This is a genomic window from Streptomyces sp. NPDC023838 (genome assembly GCF_040639555.1).
Taxonomy (GTDB): domain Bacteria; phylum Actinomycetota; class Actinomycetes; order Streptomycetales; family Streptomycetaceae; genus Streptomyces.
This window is the reverse complement of sequence record NZ_JBFAAD010000014.1, coordinates 23,404-46,180: the sequence shown is the minus strand read 5'-3', so window position 1 is coordinate 46,180 and position 22,777 is coordinate 23,404. Positions and strand designations below refer to the sequence as shown.

Genomic DNA, 22,777 nt, shown 5'->3' with positions numbered 1-22,777 from the left:
CCGGAGAAGGACATCTGGGCCGGGAGATGACGGGACCGGAGAGAGAAGAGGGAGTCAGCGAATGAGCGACCCCAGCAACACCGCCGTCGGCGGCGCCGACCGCAGCCTCGGCCAGCTGGTCGCCTCGGCGACCGCCGAGATGTCCGCGCTGGTGCACGACGAGATCGCACTCGCCAAGGCGGAGCTGCGCCAGGACGTCAAGCGCGGGGCGATCGGTGGCCTCGCCATCAGTACCGCGGGAGTGCTCGTCCTGTTCTCGCTGCCCGTGCTGAGCTTCGCGGCGGCGTACGGGATCCACAACCTGGGACTGGGCCTCGCCTGGTCGTTCCTGATCGTGGGCGGCGCGTTCCTGCTGCTCGCGGCCCTGCTCGGGCTGCTGTCCGTGGCCAAGTTCAAGAAGGTCAAGCCGCCGGAGAAGTCCATCGCGTCGGCCAAGGAGACCGCCGCCGTGCTCGGCGGCGTCAAGCCGCATCCCCGCCCGGTCACGGAGCAGGCCCCGGCTGTGGCACGCTCGTCTGCATGACCGCACCTGATACCGGTACCGGCGCCACGGGCAGCCCCGGCGGCAATGGCAGCCCCGTCCGCATCGATGGTCCCTGGACACACAGGGACGTAGCGGCAAATGGTGCGCGCTTCCACATCGCGGAGCTGGGTGACGGTCCGCTGGTGTTGCTGCTCCACGGCTTTCCGCAGTTCTGGTGGACGTGGCGGCACCAGCTGACCGCGCTCGCCGACGCCGGTTTCCGGGCGGTCGCGATGGACCTGCGCGGCGTCGGCGGCAGCGACCGCACGCCCCGGGGCTACGATCCGGCCAACCTCGCGCTGGACATCACCGGCGTCATCCGGTCGCTGGGCGAGCCGGACGCGGCGCTGGTCGGCCATGACCTGGGCGGCTATCTGGCGTGGACGGCGGCCGTGATGCGGCCCAAGCTGGTGCGCCGGCTGGTCGTCTCGTCGATGCCGCACCCGAGGCGCTGGCGCTCCGCGATGCTCTCCGACCTCTCGCAGTCGCGGGCCGGTTCGTACATCTGGGGCTTCCAGCGGCCGTGGCTGCCGGAGCGTCAGCTCGTCGCGGACGACGCGGCGCTGGTGGGGCGGCTGGTGCGGGAGTGGTCGGGTCCGGTGGCGCCGGAGGACGAGGCCGTGGAGATCTATCAGCGGGCGATGACCATCCCGTCGACCGCGCACTGCTCGATCGAGCCGTACCGCTGGATGGTGCGGTCGATGGCGCGGCCCGACGGCATGCAGTTCAACCGCCGGATGAAGCGGCCGGTACGGGTACCGACGCTGCATCTGCACGGTTCGCTCGACCCGGTGATGCGCACCCGCAGCGCGGCGGGCTCCGGCGAGTACGTCGAAGCCCCCTATCGCTGGCGGCTCTTCGACGGCCTGGGCCACTTCCCCCACGAGGAGGACCCGGCCGCGTTCTCGGCGGAGCTGGTGAACTGGCTGAAGGACCCCGAGCCCGACCGGTAGACCGACGGCGGACCGGCCGCCCGGTCCGCTCCCCCGTCCGGCAAGCGAACGGGAACGTTTGTCTGACGAACAGCCAAATGCCTGGCGCATAGGCCAATTGGCCGCCCGAGACGCGGTTACCGACCTTGGGGCCCGGGCAGACGTCGGGGTATGGGCTGGACGCACGACTACGGTGACGCAGCACGCAACCGCCGCTCGGCCACCGCGCCGATTTCGCACGAGAGGGGCGGCCCGCAAGGTCAGGGCCATGATCCCCAACTCGGTATTCCGCATATCCTCCGCCGCCGGGCCCGCTGGGTCTCGGCCCGGCTGCGCCATGCGCGTACGTAGTACGAGCGCCCGGTCCGCGTAGCGCGGGTTGCGCGTGCGCGCCGTACGTACGGGCTTACGTACGTGCGTACGTGCTTACGTGCGTACGTGCTTACGGGCGCAGGTACGCGAGGCCCGGGTGGGCGTCCCGGTAGCCGTCCAGGAGCCGTCGGGCGACCTGGACGGAGTCGACCAGCGGATGCAGGGCGAAGGCCTTCACCGCCGCTCGCGCGGACCCGCCCTCGGCGGCCTCCAGGACACACCGCTCGACCGCCTTCACAGCGCTGACCAGGCCCGCCTCGTGGCCCGTCAGCTGGGTGACGGGCAGCGGGCTCGGGCCTGACGCGTCGACGCGGCACGGGATCTCGACGACCGCCTCGGCGTCGAGGGCGTGCAGCGAGGCGCCGTTGCGGACGTTGAGGATGAGCGTCGCCGGTTCGTCGCGCGCTATGGCCCGCATCAGCGCCAGCGCGACCTTCTCGTACCCGCCGGACTCCATGTCGTCGGCGGCGCGCTCGCCCGCGCCCGAGGCCTCCCGGTTCGCGGACATGTACGTCGCCTCGCGCTCGGCGCGGGTGCGGTCCCAGGCGTCCCACGCCTGCTCGCCGTCGGCCACGGCCGCGTAGAAGCGCGCCTGCTGGTCCAGGAGGAAGGCGCCGCGCGTGAGCTCCGCCTGCCGGTACGCGGCCACGGCCTCGCGGTTGAAGTAGTAGTAGTGCAGATACTCGTTGGGCACCGAACCCAGTGAGCGCAGCCAGTCGGCGCCGAAGAGCTTGCCCTCCTCGAACGAGGTCAGCAGCGCGTCGTCCGCGAACAGGCGCGGCAGCACGTTCTCCTCGCCCTCGTACAGGCCGTGCAGCCAGCCCAGGTGGTTCAGGCCCGCGTAGTCCAGCCGTAGGGCGTCCGGGTCCGCGCCGACCGTACGGGCCACGCGGCGGGCCAGGCCGACCGGCGAGTCGCAGATGCCGATCACGCGTTCACCCAGGTGGCGGCCCATGGCCTCGGTGACGAGACCGGCCGGATTGGTGAAGTTGATGACCCAGGCGCCGGGGGCGACCGCCTTGATCCGGCGGGCGATCGCGTCCGCCACGGGCACGGTCCGCAGTCCGTACGCGACGCCGCCCGCACCGACCGTCTCCTGGCCCAGGACACCCTGGGCGAGCGCGATCCGCTCGTCGGCGGCGCGGCCCGCCAAGCCCCCGACACGGATCGCGGAGAAGACGAAGTCGGCGCCGCGCAGGGCCTCGTCGAGGTCGGTGGTGGCCCGTACGGCGGGGGCGTCCCGGAAGTCGCGCGCCTGGTCGACGAGGACCTTGGCGATGGCGGCGAGCCGGGCCGCGTCCACGTCGTACAGCGTGACCTCGGTGACCCGGCCGGGCGCGTGGTCACGCAGCAGGGCGCGGTACACGAGCGGCACGCGGAAACCGCCGCCGCCGAGGATCGTCAGTCGCATTCCGGCCTCTTCGGGGAGTCGGGGTCAGCGGGGCGGCAGCGCGGCGGTCACAGGGCGCACTGCTGGCTGTCGACCTGCTGGTTGGCGGTGCGGCCCAGCTCGATGTCCTGGCGGATCTCGCCGGCCGTCAGCGCGTATCCGGTGTTCGGGTCGTCGAGGGACTTGGCGAAGACCACTCCGTAGACCTTGCCGTCGGGGGTGAGGAGGGGGCCTCCGGAGTTGCCCGGGCGGACCGTGGTGAACAGCGAGTAGACCTCGCGGGTGACCGTGCCGCGGTGGTAGATGTCCGGGCCGGGCGGGGTGATCCGGCCGCGGACGCGCGCGGCGCGCACGTCGTACGGCTGGTCCTCGGGGAAGCCCGCGACGATCGCGCCGCTGCCGCTGTGCGCCTGCTGGGAGGAGAAGTGCAGCACCGGGGCCTTTAGGTCGGGGACGTCCAGGACGGCGATGTCGCGGCGCCAGTCGTAGAGCACCACGGTCGCGTCGTACGTCTTGCCCGTACCGCCTATCTGGATTTTGGGGTCTTCCACACCGCCCACTACGTGGGCGTTGGTCATCACCCGGCGCTCGGCGAAGACGAAACCGGTGCCCTCCAGGCGCTTGCCACAGCTCGGTGCGGTGCCGGTGACCTTGACGATCGAGCGCTTGGCCTGAGCGGCGACGGGGCCGGTCGCCAGCGCCTGGTCGGGCGGCGGGACCTTGGTGATCGACTCGTTGGTGAACGGGGCGAAGACCTGCGGCAGCCCGTTCTGCGCCAGCATGGAGGAGAAGTCCGAGAACCAGGTGTACGCCTGCTTGGGCATCGCCTTGTCGACGCCGTGCAGGATCTGGGAGTCGTTGACCGCCCGTCCCAGCGCGTTGCCCCGGCTCGACGAGTCCTGGGGGTTGGCCAGCGGGGCGAGCGCGGTGCCGATCAGCCAGGCGACCAGCAGCATCGCCACGACGTTGACCAGCGCGCCGCCGGTGGCGTCCAGGGCGCGCGCGGGCGACCAGGTGATGTGCTGGCGCAGTTTGTTGCCCAGGTGGGTGGTGAAGGCCTGGCCCACGGAGGCGCAGACGATCACGACCACGACCGCGACGATGGCGGCGGTGGTCGACACGGTCCGCTTGTCCGTCAGCTGGTCCCAGATGACCGGGAGCAGGTACACGGCGATGAGGCCGCCGCCGAGGAAGCCGATCACCGACAGGATGCCGACGACGAAGCCCTGGCGGTAGCCGACGATCGCGAACCACACGGCGGCGACCAGCAACAGGATGTCCAGCACGTTCACGGGCCCACCCTGTCACGCGTGCCAGTCGAGCGGGACCCGCCTGGTGCGATCCCACGGGCGCTCCCAGCCCGCGAAGTGCAGCAGCCGGTCGATCACACCGGCCGTGAAGCCCCAGACGAGGGCGGATTCGACCAGAAAGGCCGGTCCTGCGTGGCCGCGCGGGTGGACCGCGGTGGCCCGGTTGGCCGGGTCCGTGAGATCCGCCACGGGGACGGTGAAGACCCGGGCGGTTTCGGCCGCGTCCACCGCCCGCACCTCGCTCGGCTCGCGCCACCAGCCCAGGACGGGGGTCACCACGAAACCGCTCACCGGGATGTAGAGCCGGGGCAGCACGCCGAAGATCTGTACCCCTTCGGGGTCCAGTCCGGTCTCCTCCTCGGCCTCGCGCAGGGCGGCGCGCAGCGGGCCCGTGGTCTGGGGGTCGCCGTCCTCGGGGTCGAGGGCGCCGCCGGGGAACGAGGGCTGGCCGCCGTGCGAGCGCAGCTGGCTGGCGCGCTCCATGAGCAGCAGCTCGGGCCCGGCCGGGCCGTCGCCGAAGAGGATCAGCACGGCGGACTGGCGCCCGGCGCCGCTCTCGGGCGGCAGGAACCGGCTGAGCTGGAGCGGCTCGATGTCGTCGGCCGCGCGCGCGACGGGGCCGAGCCACTCGGGCAGCCCGTCACGGCTCACGGCGGGGGCGTCCCGGCTCCTGGCAGGGGCGTCACGGCCCGCGGCGGGGGCGTGGAGGCCCTGGGGGCCGCCTCCGTGGCCCGGCGGACCGCCTCCGTGGCCCCGGGGGCCTCCGTGGCCCTGGTGGCCGCTGGGCGCGGCCGCGCCGCCCGTATCGCTCTCGTACCGCTCGTACGTCCTGCCGGTGTTCCGGCCGGCGTCCCTGCTTGTGTCACTCGTCCTGCTGGCGTCACTCGCGTGCGTCATGGGCACCCCCGTCGTCCACCGGTCACAACGTTCGGGCCGGTCGCGTTCGTTCCGCCCGCTCCGGTCACCCGCTCGTCCGCTCATCCTCGATCCGTCATCCGGCCCCCAGCGGCGGGGCCGGGAGCCCCGGGTAGTCCGGGGGCGGGGAGAGCCGCTGACCCGGGAAGCCGCCCTTCTCGTACTTCAGGAGCTTCTTCGCCTTCTCCGGGTCCGTCTCGCCCTCCCCGTACGCCGGGCAGAGCGGGGCGATGGGGCAGGCGCCGCAGGCGGGCCTGCGGGCGTGGCAGATGCGGCGGCCGTGGAAGACCACGCGGTGCGAGAGCATCGTCCACTCGCTCTTGGGGAAGATCTCGGCGACGACGGCCTCGACCTTGACCGGGTCCTCCTCGTCCGTCCACTTCCAGCGGCGGACCAGACGGCCGAAGTGCGTGTCGACGGTGATGCCGGGAACGCCGAAGGCGTTGCCGAGCACCACGTTCGCCGTCTTGCGGCCGACGCCGGGGAGCTTCACCAGGTCGTCGAGGCGGCCCGGCACATTGCCGCCGAAGTCGTCGCGGATGGCGGCGGCGAGCCCCATGATCGACTTGGTCTTGGCGCGGAAGAACCCGGTCGGCCGGATCAGCTGCTCGACCGCTTCCGGGTCGGCCGCGGCCAGTTCCTCCGGGGTCGGATACGCGGCGAACAGCGCGGGCGTCGTCTGGTTGACCCGCAGGTCGGTCGTCTGGGCGGACAGGACGGTCGCGACCAGCAGCTCGAAGGGGTTGCGGAAGTCGAGCTCGGGATGGGCGTACGGATACACGTCCGCCAGCTCCCGGTTGATCCGCCGGGCGCGCCGGACCATGGAGAGGTGCGACTCGGGTTTGGCGGGGTTGAGGGCCCGGGCGGGGGCTTTGGTGGCCTTGGCCGGGACCTTCTTGGCGGCGGCCTTCTCGGGCGCCGCTTTCTTGGCCGCGGTCCCCTTGGCTGCGGTCCCCTTGGCTGCGGTCGCCTGGGCCGGGCCCGCCTCGGCGGCGCTCTCCTTCGCCGCACTCTCCTTTCCCGGGGTCTTCGCGGACGCGCGCGACGCGGCCGACGCACGCGACGTAGCCGACGCGCCCGGGGCGGGCTCGGGCACCGACGCGGCCCGATTGGCCGATTTTGATTCTTTCGCGGCTTTTTTCGGTTTACTCGCGGGCTGTTCGCCCACAGCGGAATCACTGCCTGCGGACACTCTTGTGGCCCCCCTGGCCTGCGCTCTCACCGGCGAATTGGACACCCGGCCAGCCTAAAGCCACGCACTGACATCCGCCCCGGCCGCAGCGAATCACCACCCCAATCGGCCCCCTGCCGCACAGTCCGGCGCGCCGGTGCGTCATCCTTGTGATTGATCGCACTGTTTACCCCGTCCGGTAAAAAGGGGAACACGGTCCCTGAACCGGTCGACAAGGAGAGAACTCGTGGACGACGTTCTGCGGCGCGCCCCGCTCTTCGCGGCGCTCGATGATGAGCAGGCCGCGGAGCTCCGCGCCTCGATGAGTGAGGTGACGCTCGCCCGCGGCGACGCCCTCTTCCACGAGGGCGACCCCGGCGACCGCCTGTACGTGGTCACCGAGGGCAAGGTCAAGCTCCACCGCACTTCCCCCGACGGCCGCGAGAACATGCTGGCGGTCCTCGGCCCCGGCGAGCTCATCGGCGAGCTGTCCCTCTTCGACCCGGGCCCGCGCACCGCCACCGCGACCGCGCTGACCGAGGTCAAGCTGCTGGGCCTGGGCCACGGCGACCTCCAGCCCTGGCTGAACGCCCGGCCCGAGGTGGCCACGGCCCTGCTGCGCGCCGTCGCCCGCCGACTGCGCAAGACCAACGACCAGATGTCCGACCTGGTCTTCTCGGACGTTCCGGGCCGCGTCGCCCGTGCGCTCCTCGACCTGTCGCGCCGCTTCGGCGTGCAGTCGGAGGAGGGCATCCACGTCGTGCACGACCTGACGCAGGAGGAGCTGGCCCAGCTGGTCGGCGCCTCCCGCGAGACGGTGAACAAGGCCCTCGCCGACTTCGCGCAGCGCGGCTGGCTGCGTCTGGAGGCCCGAGCGGTGATCCTGCTCGACGTCGAGCGACTGGCCAAGCGCTCGCGCTGATACGGCCGTTCACCTGCGCGTTCGTACGTGACGGGGCCCGTCTCCTCCGGGAGGCGGGCCCCGTTGTCAGTGGTCGGTCCTAGTCTGTGGATACGTGCCAGACACGCCGCTCCTTGACAAGTGCACCGTGGCAGAAGGCAAGTTGAAGGGCCCCGGTCAGATCAACCCGTGCTCGCGTCAGATCAACCCGTGCTCGCTCAGATACTCCAACTGCGCGCGTACGGAGAGCTCGGCCGCGGGCCACAGCGAACGGTCGACGTCCGCGTAGACCCGGGCCACCACGTCCGCCGCCGTGGTGAGGCCGTTCTCCACCGCCGTCTCCACCTGGGCCAGCCGGTGGGCGCGGTGGGCGAGGTAGAACTCGATGGCACCCTGCGCGTCGTCGAGGACCGGACCGTGCCCGGGCAGCACGATGCGGACGCCGTCGTCGACCGCGAGGGAGCGCAGCCGCCGCAGGGAGTCGAGGTAGTCGCCGAGGCGGCCGTCGGGGTGCGCCACGACGGTGGTGCCGCGCCCGAGGACCGTGTCCCCCGTCAACACGGCCCCGTCGGCGGGGAGATGGAAACAGAGGGAGTCGGCGGTGTGGCCGGGGGTGGGCACCACCCACATCTCCAGTCCGCCCGTGGTGATCACGTCGCCGGTGCCGAGCCCCTCGTCCCCCAGGCGCAACGCCGGGTCCAGCGCGCGTACGTGCGTGCGCGTCAGCTCCGCGAAGCGCGCCGCGCCCTCGGCGTGGTCGGGGTGGCCGTGGGTGAGCAGGGTGAGCGCGACCCGCTTGCCCATCTGCTCGGCGGTGGCGATCACGTTCCGCAGGTGGGCGTCGTCGAGCGGGCCGGGGTCGATGACGACGGCGAGGTCGGAGTCGGGCTCGGCGACGATCCAGGTGTTGGTGCCGTCGAGGGTCATCGCGGAGGGGTTCGGCGCGAGGACGTTGACGGTACGGGTCGTGGCGGGGCCGGAGAGCACCCCGCCGCGGGGCTGGCCGGGGAGGGCCGCGGCTTCGGTCACGCGGGGGCACCTTCCGTGAGGGGCTGGTAGGGGTGCGAGGGGTGCGTCGCGGTCACGGCGTCCCGCCGCCGGTGCGCACGCGCTTGGTGAACTCGTCGTGCCCGGGCCAGCTCAGCACGATCTCCCCGTCGTCGCCGAGGCTCGCCCGCGCCAGAACGGGGGTGAGGTCGCGGGCCGCCGCGGCGGCGAGTACGTCGGCGGGGGTGGCGTACGGGAGGAGGCCGCGCAGGGTCGAGACGGTCGGGGGCATCATGAGCAGCTCGCCCGCGTCGTACCCGGCGGCCGCGTCGGCGGGCTGGATCCACACCGTCCGGTCGGCCTCGGTGGAGGCGTTGCGGGTGCGCTGGCCCTCGGGGAGCGCGGCGACGAAGAACCAGGTGTCGTACCGCTTCGGCTCGAACTCGGGGGTGATCCAGCGCGCCCACGCGCCGAGCAGGTCCGAGCGCAGGACCAGGCCGCGGCGGTCGAGGAACTCGGCGAAGGAGAGGTCGCGGGTGACGAGGGCTTGGCGGTCGGCCTCCCAGTCGTCGCCAGTGGTGTCGCGCACGACGCTGTCGGCGTCGGGCCCGGCGAGGAGGACTCCGGCTTCCTCGTACGTCTCGCGGACGGCCGCGCAGACGATGGCCTGGGCGTCGTCCGCGCCCACGCCCAGGCGTGCCGCCCAGGTCTCCCGGCTGGGCCCTGCCCACCCGATGCTCCGGGCTTCGTCCCGGGGGTCGACGCCGCCGCCGGGGTAGGCGTAGGCGCCGCCGGCGAAGGCCATGGAGGTGCGGCGGCGCAGCATGTGCACGGCGAGCGGCCCGCCGCGCAGCAACATGACGGTCGCGGCTCGCCGGGGCTGCACGGGGGTGAGTTCGCCGTGTGCGAGCGCGCGGATGCGGTCGGGCCATTCCGGCGGGTACCACTGACCATTGGGCATGGCCGGAGGCTATCCCCTGACGCGCGCCAGTTCGAGGCCCCACCGCCCCCTCCCCGCGCTTCCGCCCGACCCCACACTGGGGCTTCGCCCCCGGGCCCCGTGTTTCCGCCCGACCCCACGCCGGGGCTCGCCCCTGGGCCCCGTGTTTCCGCCCGACCCCACGCCGGGGCTTCGCCCCCGGGCCCCGTGTTTCGGCTGCGGATTTGTCTGGGGGTGGGGTGGGGTGGGGCTGGTCGCGCGGTTCCCCGCGCCCCGGGGGACGGTGCAACCCATTCGTCTGCGGGCCGGTGGGGGCCGGTCGCGCAGTTCCCCGCGCCCCTGAGGGGGCCGGTTCAGCCCGTCCGCCTGCGGGTGGGTGGGGGTGGTCGCGCGGTTCCCCGCGCCCCTGGGGGACGGTGCAGCCCATTCGTCTGCGGGCCGGTGGGGGCTGGTCGCGCAGTTCCCCGCGCCCCTGAGGGGGCCGGTTCAGCCCGTTCGCCTGCGGGCCGGTGGGGGCCGGTCTCGCGCAGTTCCCCGCGCCCCTGGGGGGTTGCTGGCTCGGCGCGAGTGGGGGCCTGCCTGGAGGTGTGGTTCGTCTGCGGGGCTGTGGGGGCGCCGTCCCGGGGGGCACGGATTTTGTCTGCGGGCCGGTGGGGGCCGGTCGCGCAGTTCCCCGCGCCCCTGAGGGGGCAGGGGCGGGGCAAATTCAGCCCCTCCGGCGTTTGAGGAGCGGGGTCCGGGGCGGAGCCCCGAAGCGGGGGCGGGGGCGCAGCCCCCAGCCCGGAGGGACCGGGGCGTCCCCCACCTCCACCCCCGCCCCGTGGCAGGCACAGGGGCGCAGCCCCCTGGAGCGGGGTGCAGGGGCCGGGGGCCCCGCCGGGGGCCGGGGGCCCCGCCGGGGGCCGGGGGCCCCGCCGGGGAGGGCGACCCCGCCGGGGGAGCCGGGGCGTGGGCCCGGCCGGGGGCCGGGGGCGTAGGCCCCCGGGGAGAGCCGCCCCGTCCACCCCCGGAGGGTTTCGGGGAGGGGCGGGGTGGGGGAGAAAAACCGGGCACCACCCACCCCCCTTTATGTCGGGCAAACACCCTTCTGCCGGGCTTCTCACCCCGTCCTCAGACGGCTCTCATCCAGCGCCGCGAAGGTGATGCACATGACCTTCCCCGAGCAGCAGCCGAAGCAGCCGCAGCCGCAGCCGTATCCGCAGGCGTCCGGGGCCTACCCCCCGCCGCCCCCGTACGAGCCGAGCCAGCCCGTGCACGCGGGGCCCGGGACCACCATCTGGCCGGCGAACGGGGGCGGGGGCGGAGGCGGCATCCCCGGCGACCCCGGCCAGCCCACCGCCCCCGGCGCCCCCGGCGCCCCCGCCCCCACCCACCGCCGAGCCCGCCGCTCCGTCGGGCTCCTCGCCGCCGTCGCGCTCGCCGCCGCGGCCGTGGGGGGCGGGACCGCCACGCTCGTGGAGCGGTGGGCCGGCGGCGACGCCAGCGCCAGCGCGCCCGGCGTCGTGGGGACGAACGCGTCCAGGAACACCACCGGCACCGTCGCGGGCGTGGCCCAGGCCGTCTCGCCCAGCATCGTGGAGATCAGCGCGACCTCCACCTCCGGCGAGTCCACCGGATCCGGGGTGATCATCACCTCCGGCGGCGAGATCGTCACCAACAACCACGTCATCGCCGGCGCCGACCAGGTCAAGGTGCGGACCAGCGACGGCAAGACGTACACCGCGAGCGTCATCGGCACCGATCCCGACAAGGACCTCGCGCTCATCAAGGTGCAGGGCGCCGCCGGGCTCAAGCCCGCGAGCCTCGGCAACTCCGACAACCTCAAGGTCGGGGACCAGGTCGTCGCCATCGGCTCCCCCGAGGGCCTGACCGGCACCGTCACCAGCGGCATCGTCTCCGCCCTCAACCGCGACGTCACCGTGGCGAAGGAGCAGGGCCAGGGACCGGGTCAGGGCCAGGGACAGGGTCAGGGACAGCAGGGCGGAGGGCGCGGCGGCTGGCCGTTCGAATTCGGCGGGCAGCAGTTCAACGGCGAGACCGGCTCGTCCAAGACCACGTACAAGGCGATCCAGACCGACGCCTCGCTCAACCCGGGCAACTCCGGCGGAGCGCTGATCGACATGAACGGCAACATCATCGGCATCAACTCCGCGATGTACAGCCCCAGTTCCGCCAGCCAGTCCTCCTCCTCGGCGGCGGGCAGTGTCGGGCTCGGGTTCGCCATCCCGGTCAACACCGTCAAGGCCGACCTCGACGCCCTCCGCTCCGGCAGCGGCAGCGGCAACAGCAGTGGCAACAGCAACGACAGCAGCGGCGGCGACAGCAGCAACAGCTGATCCTCACGGCAGGCACAGGCGCGGCATGCGACGCTGGACAGCACCCAGCCCGGACCAGGCCGACCACCCGGACCATGCCCGACCACCCGGACCACGCCCCACCCACACCCCCCGAGGAAGACCCCAGACCGATGAGCCCCGCATCCGCCGAGGACGACACCCACCGCATCCTGATCGTCGACGACGAGCCCGCCGTGCGGGAGGCGCTCCAGCGCAGCCTCGCCTTCGAGGGGTACGGGACGGAGGTCGCCGTCGACGGTCTGGACGCGCTGGCCAAGGCGGAGGCGTACCAGCCCGATCTGATCGTCCTCGACATCCAGATGCCCCGGATGGACGGGCTCACCGCCGCCCGGCGGCTGCGCGGCGCCGGGTCCACCACCCCCGTCCTGATGCTCACCGCGCGCGACACGGTCGGCGACCGCGTCACCGGCCTCGACGCGGGCGCGGACGACTACCTGGTCAAGCCGTTCGAGCTGGACGAGCTGTTCGCCCGGATCCGCGCGCTGCTGCGCCGCAGCTCGTACGCCGCGACGGCGGGCGGCGAACAGCCCGACGACAACGTCCTCACCTTCGGTGATCTGCGGATGGACCTGGCGACCCGTGAGGTGACGCGGGGCGAGCGAGTGGTGGAGCTGACCCGTACGGAGTTCACGCTCCTGGAGATGTTCCTGGCCCACCCCCGCCAGGTGCTGACCCGCGAGCAGATCCTCAAGGCGGTCTGGGGCTTCGACTTCGAGCCGTCGTCCAACTCCCTCGATGTGTACGTCATGTATCTGCGCCGCAAGACCGAGGCGGGCGGCGAGCCGCGCGTGGTGCACACGGTGCGGGGGGTGGGGTACGCCCTGCGCTCGGGCGGCGCGGAGTGAGAAGAGCGGTGCGCTGGTTCCGCGAGCTGCCGCTCAGATCCCGGCTCGCGCTGCTCGTCGCGACAGCGGTGGCGGTGGCGGTGGCGGCCGTCTCGGTGGCCTGCTGGCTGCTGACCCGCGCCCAGCTCGGCGAGGAGCTGGACAACACGCTGCGGAACACCAGTGCCCCGCCCATGCTGGTGCAGGCCGCGGTCGCCAACTGCCTCACTCCGGGGACCGCGCCCGACGAGCGGCAGTCGGGCTACGCGTACATCCAGGTCGTCCTGGCGGACGGCACCCGGTGTACGGCGCCCGAGTCGCCGCCTGTGCAGGTCAAGTCCCAGGACGTCGCCGTCGCCCGGGGACACCGGCTCGACACCCTGCACAGCAGCGTCACCGACGGCGGAGTGGACGTCCGGGTGCGCACCCAGCGCCAGGAGATCGCGGGCAGGACGGTCGCCGTCTCGCTCTCCCGCCCGCTCACCGAGATCGACTCCTCACTGAATCGGCTCGCGCTGCTGCTGACCGGCCTTGCCGGGGTCGGTGTCCTGGCGGCGGGCGCCGCCGGGCTCTGGGTCGCGCGTACGGGGCTGCGCCCCGTCGACCGGCTGACCGGCACGGTCGAGCACGTGGCCCGCACCGAGGACCTCACCGTCCGCATCCCGGTCGAGGGCGAGGACGAGATCGCCCGGCTCTCGCGGTCCTTCAACGCGATGACCGCCGCCCTCGCCTCCTCCCGCGACCGGCAGTCGCAGCTGATCGCGGACGCCGGGCACGAGCTGCGCACCCCGCTCACCTCGCTCCGTACGAACATCGAGCTGCTGGCGAGGAGCGAGGAGACCGGGCGGGCCATTCCGCCCGCCGACCGCAAGGCGCTGATGGCGTCCGTCAAGGCCCAGATGACCGAACTCGCCTCGCTGATCGGGGACTTGCAGGAGCTGTCCCGGCCCGACGCGGTCCGCGAGGGGCCGCTGGAGGTCGTCGCCTTCCACGACATCGCCAGGGTCGCGCTCGACCGCGCCCGGCTGCGCGGGCCCGAGCTGGACATCAGGGCGCAGCTGGCCCCCTGGTACGTACGGGCGGAGCCGGCGGCCCTGGAGCGGGCGATCGTCAACGTGCTGGACAACGCGGTGAAGTTCAGCCCGCCGCACGGCACCATCGAGGTCGCCCTCGACCGGGGCAGCCTGACCGTGCGCGACCAGGGTCCCGGCATCCCCGCCGACGAACTGCCGCACGTCTTCGAGCGGTTCTGGCGCTCGCCCTCGGCCCGTTCGCTGCCGGGCTCGGGGCTCGGCCTGTCCATCGTGGCCCGTACGGTCCAGCACGCGGGCGGCACGATCGCGCTCGGCGCGGCGGGGGACGGCAACGGCACGGTGGCCACGATTCGTCTGCCGGGCGCCCCCACTCCGCCGCCGGACACCCCGGGCGCGTGAGCGCGCCGCCGGCTGCGCTTGTCGTTCGTACCGCGGGCCGCCAAAAGTGGGGCGCCGGAAACACTCCGGCGCCCCACCTGCGTACAAACCGGAAACCGGAAACACTCCGGCGCCCCACATGCCTATAGGACGGGATTACTCGCCCAAGACGGGATTAGTCGCCCGCCACCTTCCCCACCACCGTGATCCGGCCGCCCGTCGGCGGCGCGAGCGGCGCGGAGGCCGACGAGTTCGCGGCCAGGTAGGCGTCGAAGACGTCCAGGTCGGAGGCGCCGACCAGCTTGTTCTTGCCCTGGCCGAGCGCCGCGAAGCCGTCGCCGCCGCCCGCGAGGAACTCGTTCATGGCGACGCGGTAGGTCTTCGCCGGGTCGAGGGCGACACCGTTCAGCTTGACCGTGTCGACGAGGACGCGGTCCGCGCCCGCCTTGGTCATGTCGAGCGTGTAGGTGAAGCCCTTGGAGACCTGGAGGATCTTCGGGGAGGCCGCGTTGCCGCCGCTGACCTGCTGCTGGAGGCCCTGGATGAGCTGGGCGCCGGTCAGGTCGACGACGTTCATCATGTTGGTGAACGGCTGGACGGTGAACGCCTCGCCGTAGGTGACCACCCCGTCGCCCTCGCTGCCGCTCGCCTTGTAGACGAGGTCGGAGCGGATGCCGCCCGGGTTCATGAAGGCGAGCTGGGCGCCGCCCTTGTCGGCCGGGGAGAGCCCGGCGAGCTGCGCGTCCGCGATCAGGTCGCCGAGCGGCTTCTCGGGCGCCTCGGAGCCGCGGCCGTTGATGTCGGCGGCGATGTAGCCCTGCGGGCGGCCCGCGATCGGCGCGGCCAGCTTGTTCCAGCGGGCGATCAGGTCGGTGATGTCCTTCGCCTTGGCCTGGTCGCGGCTGACGATGCGGTTCACCGACTTCGGGGACTTCACGGCCGTCCGGACGATGTCCTTGGTCCGCTTGTCGTACGTGAGCGTGGTCTCGGTGAAGAGCTTGCCGTACGAGGCCGCCGAGGTGACCATGCGCGGGTTGCCCGCCGGGTCCGGGATCGTGCAGGCGTACGCCTGGTGGGTGTGGCCGGTGATCAGCGCGTCCACCTTCGGCGTGACGCCCTTGGCGATGTCGACGATCGGGCCGGACAGACCGCTGCCGGGGCCGGCCGAGTCGCAGTCGTAGTTGTACGCGTTGGTCGTGGGCATCCCGCCCTCGTGGATCAGGGCGACGATGGACTTCACGCCCTGCCGGTCGAGCTCCTTGGCGTACTTGTTGATCGTCTCGATCTCGTCGTGGAACTTCAGGCCCTTGACGCCGGAGGCGGTCACGACGTCCGGGGTGCCCTCCAGGGTCACGCCGATGAAGCCGATCTTGACGCCGTTCTTCTTCCAGACCGTGTACGGCTTGAGGATCGGCTTGCCGGTCTTCTCGCTGGTCACGTTGGCGGCCAGGTACGGGAAGTCGGCGCCCCGGAACTTCTTGCCCTTCTCGTAACAGCCCTCGACCGGGTGGCAGCCGCCGTTCTGCATCCGGGCGAGCTCCATCGCGCCCTCGTCGAACTCGTGGTTGCCCACGGCCGTCACATCGAGATCGATCTTGTTGAGCGCCTCGATCGTCGGCTCGTCGTGGAAGAGCCCGGACAGCAGCGGGCTGGCGCCGATCATGTCGCCGCCGGCGGCGGTGATCGAGTACGGGTGGCCCTTGCGCGCCGTGCGCAGCGAGGACGCCAGGTACTCGACGCCGCCGGCCGGTATGGACTTCACGGTCCCGTCGGGCTGCTTCTCGTTCACGGCCCCGGCCGAGCCGGCCGGCGGCTCCAGGTTGCCGTGCAGGTCGTTGAAGGAGAGGAGCTGGACGTCCACCGTCCGCGAGGGCTTCGGGTGCCCGTGCCCGTGGCCCTTGTCGTGGGCGTCGGCGGCCGGCATCGCGGCGACGAGCGCGCCGAGCGTGGTGAGCCCGGCGGCGGCCGCCAGGACCCGGCGGCCCGCGCGGCCGCCCCGGTTCTTGGATGTCGCTGTCATCTCTCCCCTAAGTGATTCAGCGTGGTTCTGCGGGTTGAGCAGGTTCTGCGGGTTCAGCTGGTTCAGCTGGTTCAGCTGGTTCAGCTGGTTCAGCTGGTTCAGCTGGTCGTGAAGCGTGGCGGGCGTGGCCGAAACCCGACGGGGTGGCCGCCGCGAGCGGAAGCCTAGAGTCAACGCGCGTAGCGCGACAGGGGGGTGGGGTTACGGGATGGTTGCCGTTTGGCGGTACGTCAGGTTTTGCCCCCGGTCGCCGTAGGCTCGTACACATGACGACTGAGCCCGCCGTGCCCGGCCCCTCCGGACGTGAGATCCAGACCCTCGACGAGCTGTCCCACCCCCAGGCCCAGGAGGTCCTCGCGCTGCTCGCCGAGGCCGCCCGGACCGACGGGCAGCAGGCCGTGTCCGAGCAGGGGCGGCTCCAGCTGCGGGGCGGCCGGCGGCCCGGCATCCGCCATTTCCTGCTCACGGTCACCACGGGCGAGGAATCCCAACTGATCGGGTACGCGCAGCTGGAGGACACCGACCCCGTCGAGGCACCGGCCGCGGAGCTCGTCATCCACCCCGCCCACCGGGGCCGCGGCCACGGCCGGGCGCTCGGCTCGGCGCTCCTCGGCGCCTCCGGCAAGCGGCTGCGGGTGTGGGCGCACGGCGGGCACTCCGCCGCCCGCCACCTCGCCCAGGTCCTCGGGCTCACGCTCTTCCGCGAACTGCGCCAGATGCGACGGCCGTTGACCCCGTCGGACATCGCCGAGCCGGTGTACCCGGCGGGCGTGAGCGTACGGACCTTCGTGCCCGGCGAGGACGACGCGGCGTGGCTGGCCGTGAACGCGGCGGCCTTCGCCCACCACCCCGAGCAGGGCTCGCTCACCCAGCGCGACCTGGACGACCGCAAGGCGGAGCCCTGGTTCGACCCGAAGGGCTTCTTCCTCGCCGAGCGCGAGGGCCGGATCGTGGGCTTCCACTGGACCAAGGTGCACGCCGAGGAGCGGATCGGGGAGGTGTACGTGGTGGGGATCCGGCCGGACGCGCAGGGTGGCGGCCTGGGGAAGGCGCTCACGGCGACGGGCCTGCGCCACCTCGCCGCCGAGGGTCTGCCGGCCGTGATGCTGTACGTCGACGCGGACAACACGGCGGCGGTGACCGTGTACGAGCGGCTGGGCTTCACTGTCCACGAGGTGGATCTCATGTACCGCACGGAGTCCTGAGCGGGTCCTCCCGGGGGTCAGTATCGGACGTGCGGACCGTGGTGGGCCGGTCACGCCCCCACGGCGGAGCCGTATGGTGTCACCGCCCCGCGCCCCTACGGGGCCTGTGACGGGCCACGGATTCCCGCACGTCATGTCCTCGTTACCGGGTATTCAGACACGCTTGCGACGCTCACTCAATGCAGCCCGAGGTGCCACCCTCCCGGAACGGGACCGCCGCCCGCCCCAAGGCGCTCACGCCTGCCCGCTCCGACTGGCTCTCCGACGCGCCTGACAGCGGCCCGGCGCGGAAGAATGGGTTTATGAGCCAGCAGCCCAGCGCCGAGGTCCACCTCCAGCCCGCCTCCCAGCCGTCGGTCGGTTCCATAGCCGCGCACCGGCCGCACACCCTCGCGGCCGCCGTCTCCGATCTGGAGCCGGACATCGACGCGGATCTGGACGGGTACGAAGGGTACGAGCGCGACCGCGAGGACGCCCCCGGGGGCGACGAGCTGCCGTCGGGGCGGTTCCTGGACCGCGAGCGCAGCTGGCTCGCCTTCAACGAGCGCGTCCTGGAGCTCGCCGAGGACCCGGCCACGCCCCTCCTCGAACGGGCCAACTTCCTGGCGATCTTCGCCTCCAACCTGGACGAGTTCTTCATGGTCCGGGTGGCGGGCCTCAAGCGCCGCATCGCCACCGGCGTCGCCACCCGCTCCGCCTCCGGGCTCCAGCCCCGCGAGGTCCTGGACCTGATCTGGACCCGTTCGCGCGAGCTCATGGCCCGGCACGCCGCCTGCTACCAGCAGGACGTGGCCCCGGCGCTGGCCGACGAGAACATCCATCTGATCCGCTGGCCCGATCTGACCGAGAAGGAGCAGGCGCGCCTCTTCACGCTCTTCCGCCAGCAGATCTTCCCGGTCCTGACCCCGCTGGCCGTGGACCCCGCGCACCCCTTCCCGTACATCTCGGGGCTCTCGCTCAACCTCGCCGTGGTCGTGCGCAACCCGGTCAGCGGGCACCGCCACTTCGCCCGGGTCAAGGTGCCGCCGCTGCTCTCGCGGTTCCTGGAGGCCTCGCCGCAGCGGTACGTGCCGCTGGAGGACGTCATCGCGGCGCACCTCGAAGAGCTCTTCCCCGGCATGGAGGTGCTGGCGCACCACATGTTCCGGGTGACCCGGAACGAGGACCTGGAGGTGGAGGAGGACGACGCCGAGAACCTCCTCCAGGCGCTGGAGAAGGAGCTCATGCGCCGCCGCTTCGGGCCGCCGGTGCGCCTGGAGGTCGAGGAGTCCATCGACCCGTACGTCCTGGACCTGCTGGTGCGCGAGCTGAAGATCAGCGACGCCGAGGTGTATCCGCTGCCCGGTCCGCTCGACCTCACCGGCCTCTTCGGGATCGCGGCGCTGGACCGGCCGGAGCTGAAGTTCCCCAAGTTCGTGGCCGGGACCCATCGCGACCTCGCGGAGGTCGAGTCGGCGTCGGCGCCGGACATCTTCGCCGCGCTGCGCGAGCGGGACGTGCTGCTGCACCATCCGTACGACTCGTTCTCCACCTCGGTCCAGGCGTTCCTGGAGCAGGCCGCGGCCGACCCGGACGTGCTCGCCATCAAGCAGACGCTGTACCGGACTTCGGGCGACTCGCCGATCGTGGACGCGCTGATAGACGCCGCCGAGTCCGGCAAGCAGGTCCTGGTCCTGGTCGAGATCAAGGCGCGCTTCGACGAGCAGGCCAACATCAAGTGGGCCCGCAAGCTGGAGGAGTCGGGCTGCCACGTGGTGTACGGCCTGGTCGGTCTGAAGACGCACTGCAAGCTGTCGCTGGTGGTGCGCCAGGAGGGCGAGACGCTGCGGCGCTACTCGCACGTGGGCACCGGCAACTACCACCCCAAGACGGCCCGGCTCTACGAGGACCTGGGGCTGCTCACCGCCGACCCGCAGGTCGGCGCCGACCTCTCCGACCTCTTCAACCGGCTGTCCGGCTACTCGCGCCGCGAGACCTACCGCCGTCTGCTCGTCGCCCCCAAGTCCCTGCGGGACGGGCTGGTCTCGCGCATCAACAAGGAGACCGCCCACCACCGCGCCGGGCGCCCCGCCTACGTACGCATCAAGGTCAACTCGATGGTCGACGAGGCCGTGATCGACGCCTGCTACCGGGCCTCGCAGGCCGGTGTGCCGGTCGACATCTGGGTGCGCGGCATCTGCGCGGCGCGCCCCGGGGTCACCGGGCTCTCCGAGAACATCCGGGTGCGGTCGATACTCGGGCGTTTCCTGGAGCACTCCCGGGTCTTCGCGTTCGGCAACGGCGGCGAGCCCGAAGTGTGGCTGGGCAGCGCCGACATGATGCACCGCAACCTGGACCGCCGCATCGAGGCACTGGTCCGGGTCATCGACCCGGCCCACCGCGCGGCTCTCACCCGGCTCCTGGAGACCGGCATGTCGGACACCACCTCCTCCTGGCACCTGGGCCCGGACGGGGAGTGGACCCGGCACGCCGCCGACGCCGACGGACAGCCGCTGCGCCACGTACAGGAGATGCTGATAGACGCCCGGAGGCGCCGGCGTGCTACGCCATGACACATCCCCGGGACCGGAGACCGCCGGGGACGTCCTGTCCCCCTATCTCCACGCGCAGGCGGGGGAATTCCTGCGCAGCCTCCGCCTCCACCGCGAGGCGGGGTCCGACAACGACAGCGCAGAGGAGGCCGCGCGGGCGCTGCGGCGCGCCGCCCGCCGCATCAGCGGCACCCTGCACACCTTCCGCCCGCTGCTCGACCCGTCCTGGGCCGAGCCGTTGCGTACGGAACTGGCCTGGCTCTCGGCCACGCTGGCCGGGGAGCACGCCCTGGCGGCGCGGCTGGCCCGGCTGCTCGACGGCCTCCAGCGGCTCTCCGGGGCGGCTCAAGTCCCGCCGCCGCACGGGGCGTCGGCGGCCGGGGCCCTGGCCGTGGGCGCGGCGCGGGCGGGGGCGCTGCTCGACCGCCAGCTGACCCTGGCCCGCACCCGGGCGCACTCGGCGGCCCTGCAGGCGCTGGGCTCGTCCCGGTTCCACGCGGTGGCCGACGCGGTGGCGCTGCTCGCAAGCGAGGTCCCGCTGTCCGGCTCGGCGGCGGCGTACGCGGTGGAGGTGCTGCCGCCCGCCGCCCAGCTCGCCGAGCAGCGGCTGGCGGACGCGGTGGCCGCGCTGCCGCTGGCCCGCGCGGCCCATCCGTACAACGCGGAGGCCCTCGCCCAGTCCGGCGAGGCGCAGGACGCGCCCTGGCACCAGGTGCGGCTGCTGCTGCGGCTGCACCGGTACGCCCAGGAGGTGCTGCGCACCGGCCTGCCGCACGAGGGCGACGACCGGCTGCTGCGGGCCGGGCGGGCGCTCGACCGGCACCGGGACGCCGCGGAGGCGGCCGCGGCGGCGGCGGCCGCGGCCCGCACCCCGCGGATCGCCCCGGCGACGGCATACGCGCTGGGGGTGCTCCACGCCGACCAGCGCCACGAGGTGGAGGCGGCCCGCTTCGCCTTCCAGCAGGTGTGGCAGCCGATGGCGGCGGTGACGCCCGCGCCGGTGACCGCGCCGTGAACCCGGACGGGCCGGTGCTCGCGGCGGGCTGCGTGCTGTGGCGCCACTCGCCGTGGAGTGGCGGCGGGCTGGAGATCTGCCTCGTCCACCGGCCGAAATACGACGACTGGTCGCATCCCAAGGGCAAGCTCAAGCAGGGCGAGGAACCGCTCGCGGGGGCGCTGCGGGAGGTGCTGGAGGAGACCGGGCACGCGTGCGTGCCGGGCTCCCGGCTGCCCTCCGCGTACTACATCGACGTGCAGGGCCGCCCCAAGCACGTCGACTACTGGGCCGCCGAGGCGGGCGAGGGGCGCTTCGTGCCCGGCGACGAGGTCGACCGGGTGCTGTGGCTGTCCCCGGCGGCCGCCCGCCACCGGCTCACCGAGCCCCGCGACCGGCTGCTGGTCGACGCCCTGCTGGACGCGCTGCACCGGCCGTGAGGGCGGACCGCACCGGTCGTAAGGGCAGACCGCACCGGTCGTGAGGGCCGGTTTTCCGCGTGGTCGCGACGGGCTCCGCGACACCTCAGGGGCGCCCTCCGGCAGCGCGCCGTTCACTCCGGGGCCGGGCTGAACACAAACCGGTAACGGTCGGCACCGCACTGTCCGACACGGTTCACCTTCCGTTCACTCTCCTCCGTCGGCAGCTTCACCTGTTCTGCCTAATTTCGGCCTTACACGGTGCGAGGCGACCCGCCCGGCCGGACACCTCTTCGCACGCCGCCGTACAACGGACGGACACCGGCGGCTCCTGGAAGGAACACCCGAAAGTGAAGCTTCAGCGCAAGAACCGGCTCCGCGCCACCGCTCTCGGCGTCATCGCCGTGTCCAGCGCCCTGGCCCTCACGGCGTGCGGCAGCGACAACAACGACAGCGGTTCCGGCACCTCCGGTGGCACCGGCGGCAAGACGAACGCCGCGTCCAACATCAAGTGCGACGGCGCCAAGGGCCAGCTGCTCGCCTCCGGCTCCTCCGCGCAGAAGAACGCCATGGACCTCTGGGTCAAGAACTACATGGCGGCCTGCAAGGGCGTCGAGATCAACTACAAGGCCTCCTCGTCCGGCGAGGGCATCATCGCCTTCAACCAGTCCCAGGTCGGCTTCGCCGGTTCGGACTCCGCGCTGAAGCCGGAGGAGGTCGCCAACTCCAAGAAGGTCTGCGCCGGCGGCGGCCAGGGCATCAACCTTCCGATGGTCGGCGGCCCGATCGCGATCGGCTTCCACCTGGAGGGTGTCGACAGCCTGGTCCTGGACGCCCCGACGATCGCCAAGATCTTCACCGGCAAGATCAAGAACTGGAACGACGAGGCCATCGCCAAGCTGAACTCGGGCGCCAAGCTCCCGGACAAGGCGATCCAGGCCTTCCACCGCTCGCAGGACTCCGGCACCACCCAGAACCTCGGCAAGTACCTGGGCGCCACCGCCAAGGCCGACTGGCCGTACCCGGCCGAGAAGAAGTGGCCGGCCCCGGGCGGCCAGGCCGCGGCCGGCTCCTCCGACGTCGCCGCGCAGGTCAAGCAGACGGACGGCGCGATCGGCTACTTCGAGCTCTCGTACGCCACCGCGCAGTCCATCAAGACCGTGGACCTCAACACGGGCGCCGCCGCCCCGGTCAAGGCCACCCCGGAGAACGCCTCCAAGGCGATCGCCGCCGCCAAGATCAAGGGCACCGGCAAGGACCTGGCGCTGAGCCTGGACTACGCCACCAAGGCCGACGGCGCCTACCCGCTGGTCCTCGTCACGTACGAGATCGCCTGCGACAAGGGCAACAAGGGCGACACCCTCGGCACGGTCAAGTCCTTCCTGACCTACACCGCCGGCGACGAGGGCCAGAAGATCCTGTCGGACGCCGGCTACGCGCCGATCCCGGCCGAGATCAACACCAAGGTCCGCGAGACCGTGGCCGGCCTGCAGTAACACCTGTCGGGCCGACGGACGACCGCTGGACCGGTCGTCCGGAGGCCTCCGGGGCGGGGGCCCCGATCCGGCCCCCGC

19 protein-coding genes are annotated in these 22,777 nt (G+C 72.6%); 12 read left to right on the top strand and 7 right to left on the bottom strand.

What is annotated here, in order from left to right; genetic code table 11:
* The first annotated feature begins 61 nt into the window (after positions 1–61).
* From AB0G17_RS18955 to AB0G17_RS18945, 3 genes are all read left to right on the top strand, one after another.
* Positions 62–523, top strand: a complete 462-nt coding sequence (locus AB0G17_RS18955) for a phage holin family protein (RefSeq protein ID WP_361383492.1) — start codon at positions 62–64, stop codon at positions 521–523.
* Positions 520–1,476: an alpha/beta hydrolase gene (locus AB0G17_RS18950; RefSeq protein ID WP_361383489.1), complete on the top strand. Its 957-nt coding sequence runs from the start codon at positions 520–522 to the stop codon at positions 1,474–1,476. The genes AB0G17_RS18955 and AB0G17_RS18950 overlap by 4 nt, the downstream gene beginning before the upstream one ends.
* Before the next feature lie 150 nt (positions 1,477–1,626).
* A complete protein-coding gene (locus AB0G17_RS18945) occupies positions 1,627–1,806 on the top strand; it encodes a hypothetical protein (protein WP_361383485.1) in 180 nt (59 codons plus the stop codon).
* Positions 1,807–1,897: 91 nt separating this feature from the next.
* Here the strand turns inward: AB0G17_RS18945 and AB0G17_RS18940 are convergent, their stop codons facing one another.
* From AB0G17_RS18940 to nth, 4 genes are all read right to left on the bottom strand, one after another.
* Positions 1,898–3,238, bottom strand: coding sequence for a 6-phospho-beta-glucosidase (locus AB0G17_RS18940; protein WP_361383482.1), 1,341 nt, complete (start codon positions 3,236–3,238; stop codon positions 1,898–1,900).
* 47 nt (positions 3,239–3,285) lie between these two features.
* On the bottom strand, positions 3,286–4,509 hold the full coding sequence (locus AB0G17_RS18935; RefSeq protein ID WP_361383479.1) for a MarP family serine protease: 1,224 nt from the start codon (positions 4,507–4,509) through the stop codon (positions 3,286–3,288).
* 12 nt (positions 4,510–4,521) lie between these two features.
* Entirely contained in the window at positions 4,522–5,178 is a 657-nt protein-coding gene (locus AB0G17_RS18930; protein WP_361383820.1) for a CoA pyrophosphatase, read from the bottom strand.
* Between the two features lie 340 nt (positions 5,179–5,518).
* On the bottom strand, positions 5,519–6,538 hold the full coding sequence (gene nth / locus AB0G17_RS18925; protein ID WP_361383476.1) for an endonuclease III: 1,020 nt from the start codon (positions 6,536–6,538) through the stop codon (positions 5,519–5,521).
* A 322-nt stretch (positions 6,539–6,860) separates the two neighbouring features.
* Here nth and AB0G17_RS18920 point away from each other — a divergent pair, with 322 nt between their 5' ends.
* On the top strand, positions 6,861–7,535 hold the full coding sequence (locus tag AB0G17_RS18920) for a Crp/Fnr family transcriptional regulator (protein WP_017947815.1): 675 nt from the start codon (positions 6,861–6,863) through the stop codon (positions 7,533–7,535).
* A 177-nt stretch (positions 7,536–7,712) separates the two neighbouring features.
* Here AB0G17_RS18920 and AB0G17_RS18915 read toward each other — a convergent pair whose 3' ends face one another.
* Together AB0G17_RS18915 and AB0G17_RS18910 are read right to left on the bottom strand one after the other, a co-directional pair.
* On the bottom strand, positions 7,713–8,543 hold the full coding sequence (locus AB0G17_RS18915) for an MBL fold metallo-hydrolase (protein ID WP_361383473.1): 831 nt from the start codon (positions 8,541–8,543) through the stop codon (positions 7,713–7,715).
* A 52-nt stretch (positions 8,544–8,595) separates the two neighbouring features.
* Positions 8,596–9,462 carry an NUDIX hydrolase gene (locus AB0G17_RS18910; protein ID WP_361383470.1) on the bottom strand — a complete coding sequence of 289 codons (867 nt, stop codon included), beginning with the start codon at positions 9,460–9,462 and terminating at the stop codon, positions 8,596–8,598.
* A gap of 1,127 nt (positions 9,463–10,589) precedes the next feature.
* Here AB0G17_RS18910 and AB0G17_RS18905 point away from each other — a divergent pair.
* The 3 genes from AB0G17_RS18905 (at position 10,590) to AB0G17_RS18895 (ending at position 14,055) form a co-directional block, all read left to right on the top strand.
* Positions 10,590–11,777, top strand: coding sequence for a trypsin-like peptidase domain-containing protein (locus AB0G17_RS18905; protein WP_361383467.1), 1,188 nt, complete (start codon positions 10,590–10,592; stop codon positions 11,775–11,777).
* A 131-nt stretch (positions 11,778–11,908) separates the two neighbouring features.
* Complete coding sequence (locus AB0G17_RS18900) at positions 11,909–12,643, top strand: response regulator transcription factor (protein ID WP_361383464.1); 735 nt, start codon at positions 11,909–11,911, stop codon at positions 12,641–12,643.
* A gap of 8 nt (positions 12,644–12,651) precedes the next feature.
* A complete protein-coding gene (locus AB0G17_RS18895; RefSeq protein ID WP_361383461.1) occupies positions 12,652–14,055 on the top strand; it encodes a HAMP domain-containing sensor histidine kinase in 1,404 nt (467 codons plus the stop codon).
* A 154-nt stretch (positions 14,056–14,209) separates the two neighbouring features.
* Here the strand turns inward: AB0G17_RS18895 and AB0G17_RS18890 are convergent, their stop codons facing one another.
* Complete coding sequence (locus AB0G17_RS18890; RefSeq protein WP_361383458.1) at positions 14,210–16,054, bottom strand: bifunctional metallophosphatase/5'-nucleotidase; 1,845 nt, start codon at positions 16,052–16,054, stop codon at positions 14,210–14,212.
* A gap of 266 nt (positions 16,055–16,320) precedes the next feature.
* Between AB0G17_RS18890 and mshD the strand changes: the two genes are divergently transcribed.
* The 5 genes from mshD (at position 16,321) to pstS (ending at position 22,699) form a co-directional block, all read left to right on the top strand.
* Positions 16,321–17,259, top strand: a complete 939-nt coding sequence (gene mshD, locus AB0G17_RS18885; RefSeq protein ID WP_361383455.1) for a mycothiol synthase — start codon at positions 16,321–16,323, stop codon at positions 17,257–17,259.
* 302 nt (positions 17,260–17,561) lie between these two features.
* Positions 17,562–19,811 (top strand): RNA degradosome polyphosphate kinase, encoded by a 2,250-nt coding sequence (locus AB0G17_RS18880; RefSeq protein WP_361383452.1) that lies wholly within the window; start codon positions 17,562–17,564, stop codon positions 19,809–19,811.
* A complete protein-coding gene (locus AB0G17_RS18875) occupies positions 19,798–20,805 on the top strand; it encodes a CHAD domain-containing protein (protein ID WP_361383449.1) in 1,008 nt (335 codons plus the stop codon). The genes AB0G17_RS18880 and AB0G17_RS18875 overlap by 14 nt, the downstream gene beginning before the upstream one ends.
* On the top strand, positions 20,802–21,224 hold the full coding sequence (locus AB0G17_RS18870) for an NUDIX hydrolase (protein WP_361383817.1): 423 nt from the start codon (positions 20,802–20,804) through the stop codon (positions 21,222–21,224). The genes AB0G17_RS18875 and AB0G17_RS18870 overlap by 4 nt, the downstream gene beginning before the upstream one ends.
* A gap of 329 nt (positions 21,225–21,553) precedes the next feature.
* Positions 21,554–22,699, top strand: coding sequence for a phosphate ABC transporter substrate-binding protein PstS (gene pstS / locus AB0G17_RS18865; protein ID WP_361383446.1), 1,146 nt, complete (start codon positions 21,554–21,556; stop codon positions 22,697–22,699).
* The last annotated feature ends 78 nt before the right edge of the window (positions 22,700–22,777 follow it).

Coding starts and splice junctions, on each gene's coding strand:
- AB0G17_RS18955 (WP_361383492.1), top strand. CDS start 62: ATGAGCGACCCCAGCAACACCGCCGTCGGCGGCGCCGACCGCAGCCTC.
- AB0G17_RS18950 (WP_361383489.1), top strand. CDS start 520: ATGACCGCACCTGATACCGGTACCGGCGCCACGGGCAGCCCCGGCGGC.
- AB0G17_RS18945 (WP_361383485.1), top strand. CDS start 1,627: ATGGGCTGGACGCACGACTACGGTGACGCAGCACGCAACCGCCGCTCG.
- AB0G17_RS18940 (WP_361383482.1), bottom strand. CDS start 3,238: ATGCGACTGACGATCCTCGGCGGCGGCGGTTTCCGCGTGCCGCTCGTG.
- AB0G17_RS18910 (WP_361383470.1), bottom strand. CDS start 9,462: ATGCCCAATGGTCAGTGGTACCCGCCGGAATGGCCCGACCGCATCCGC.
- AB0G17_RS18905 (WP_361383467.1), top strand. CDS start 10,590: ATGACCTTCCCCGAGCAGCAGCCGAAGCAGCCGCAGCCGCAGCCGTAT.
- AB0G17_RS18900 (WP_361383464.1), top strand. CDS start 11,909: ATGAGCCCCGCATCCGCCGAGGACGACACCCACCGCATCCTGATCGTC.
- AB0G17_RS18890 (WP_361383458.1), bottom strand. CDS start 16,054: ATGACAGCGACATCCAAGAACCGGGGCGGCCGCGCGGGCCGCCGGGTC.
- mshD (WP_361383455.1), top strand. CDS start 16,321: ATGACGACTGAGCCCGCCGTGCCCGGCCCCTCCGGACGTGAGATCCAG.
- AB0G17_RS18880 (WP_361383452.1), top strand. CDS start 17,562: ATGAGCCAGCAGCCCAGCGCCGAGGTCCACCTCCAGCCCGCCTCCCAG.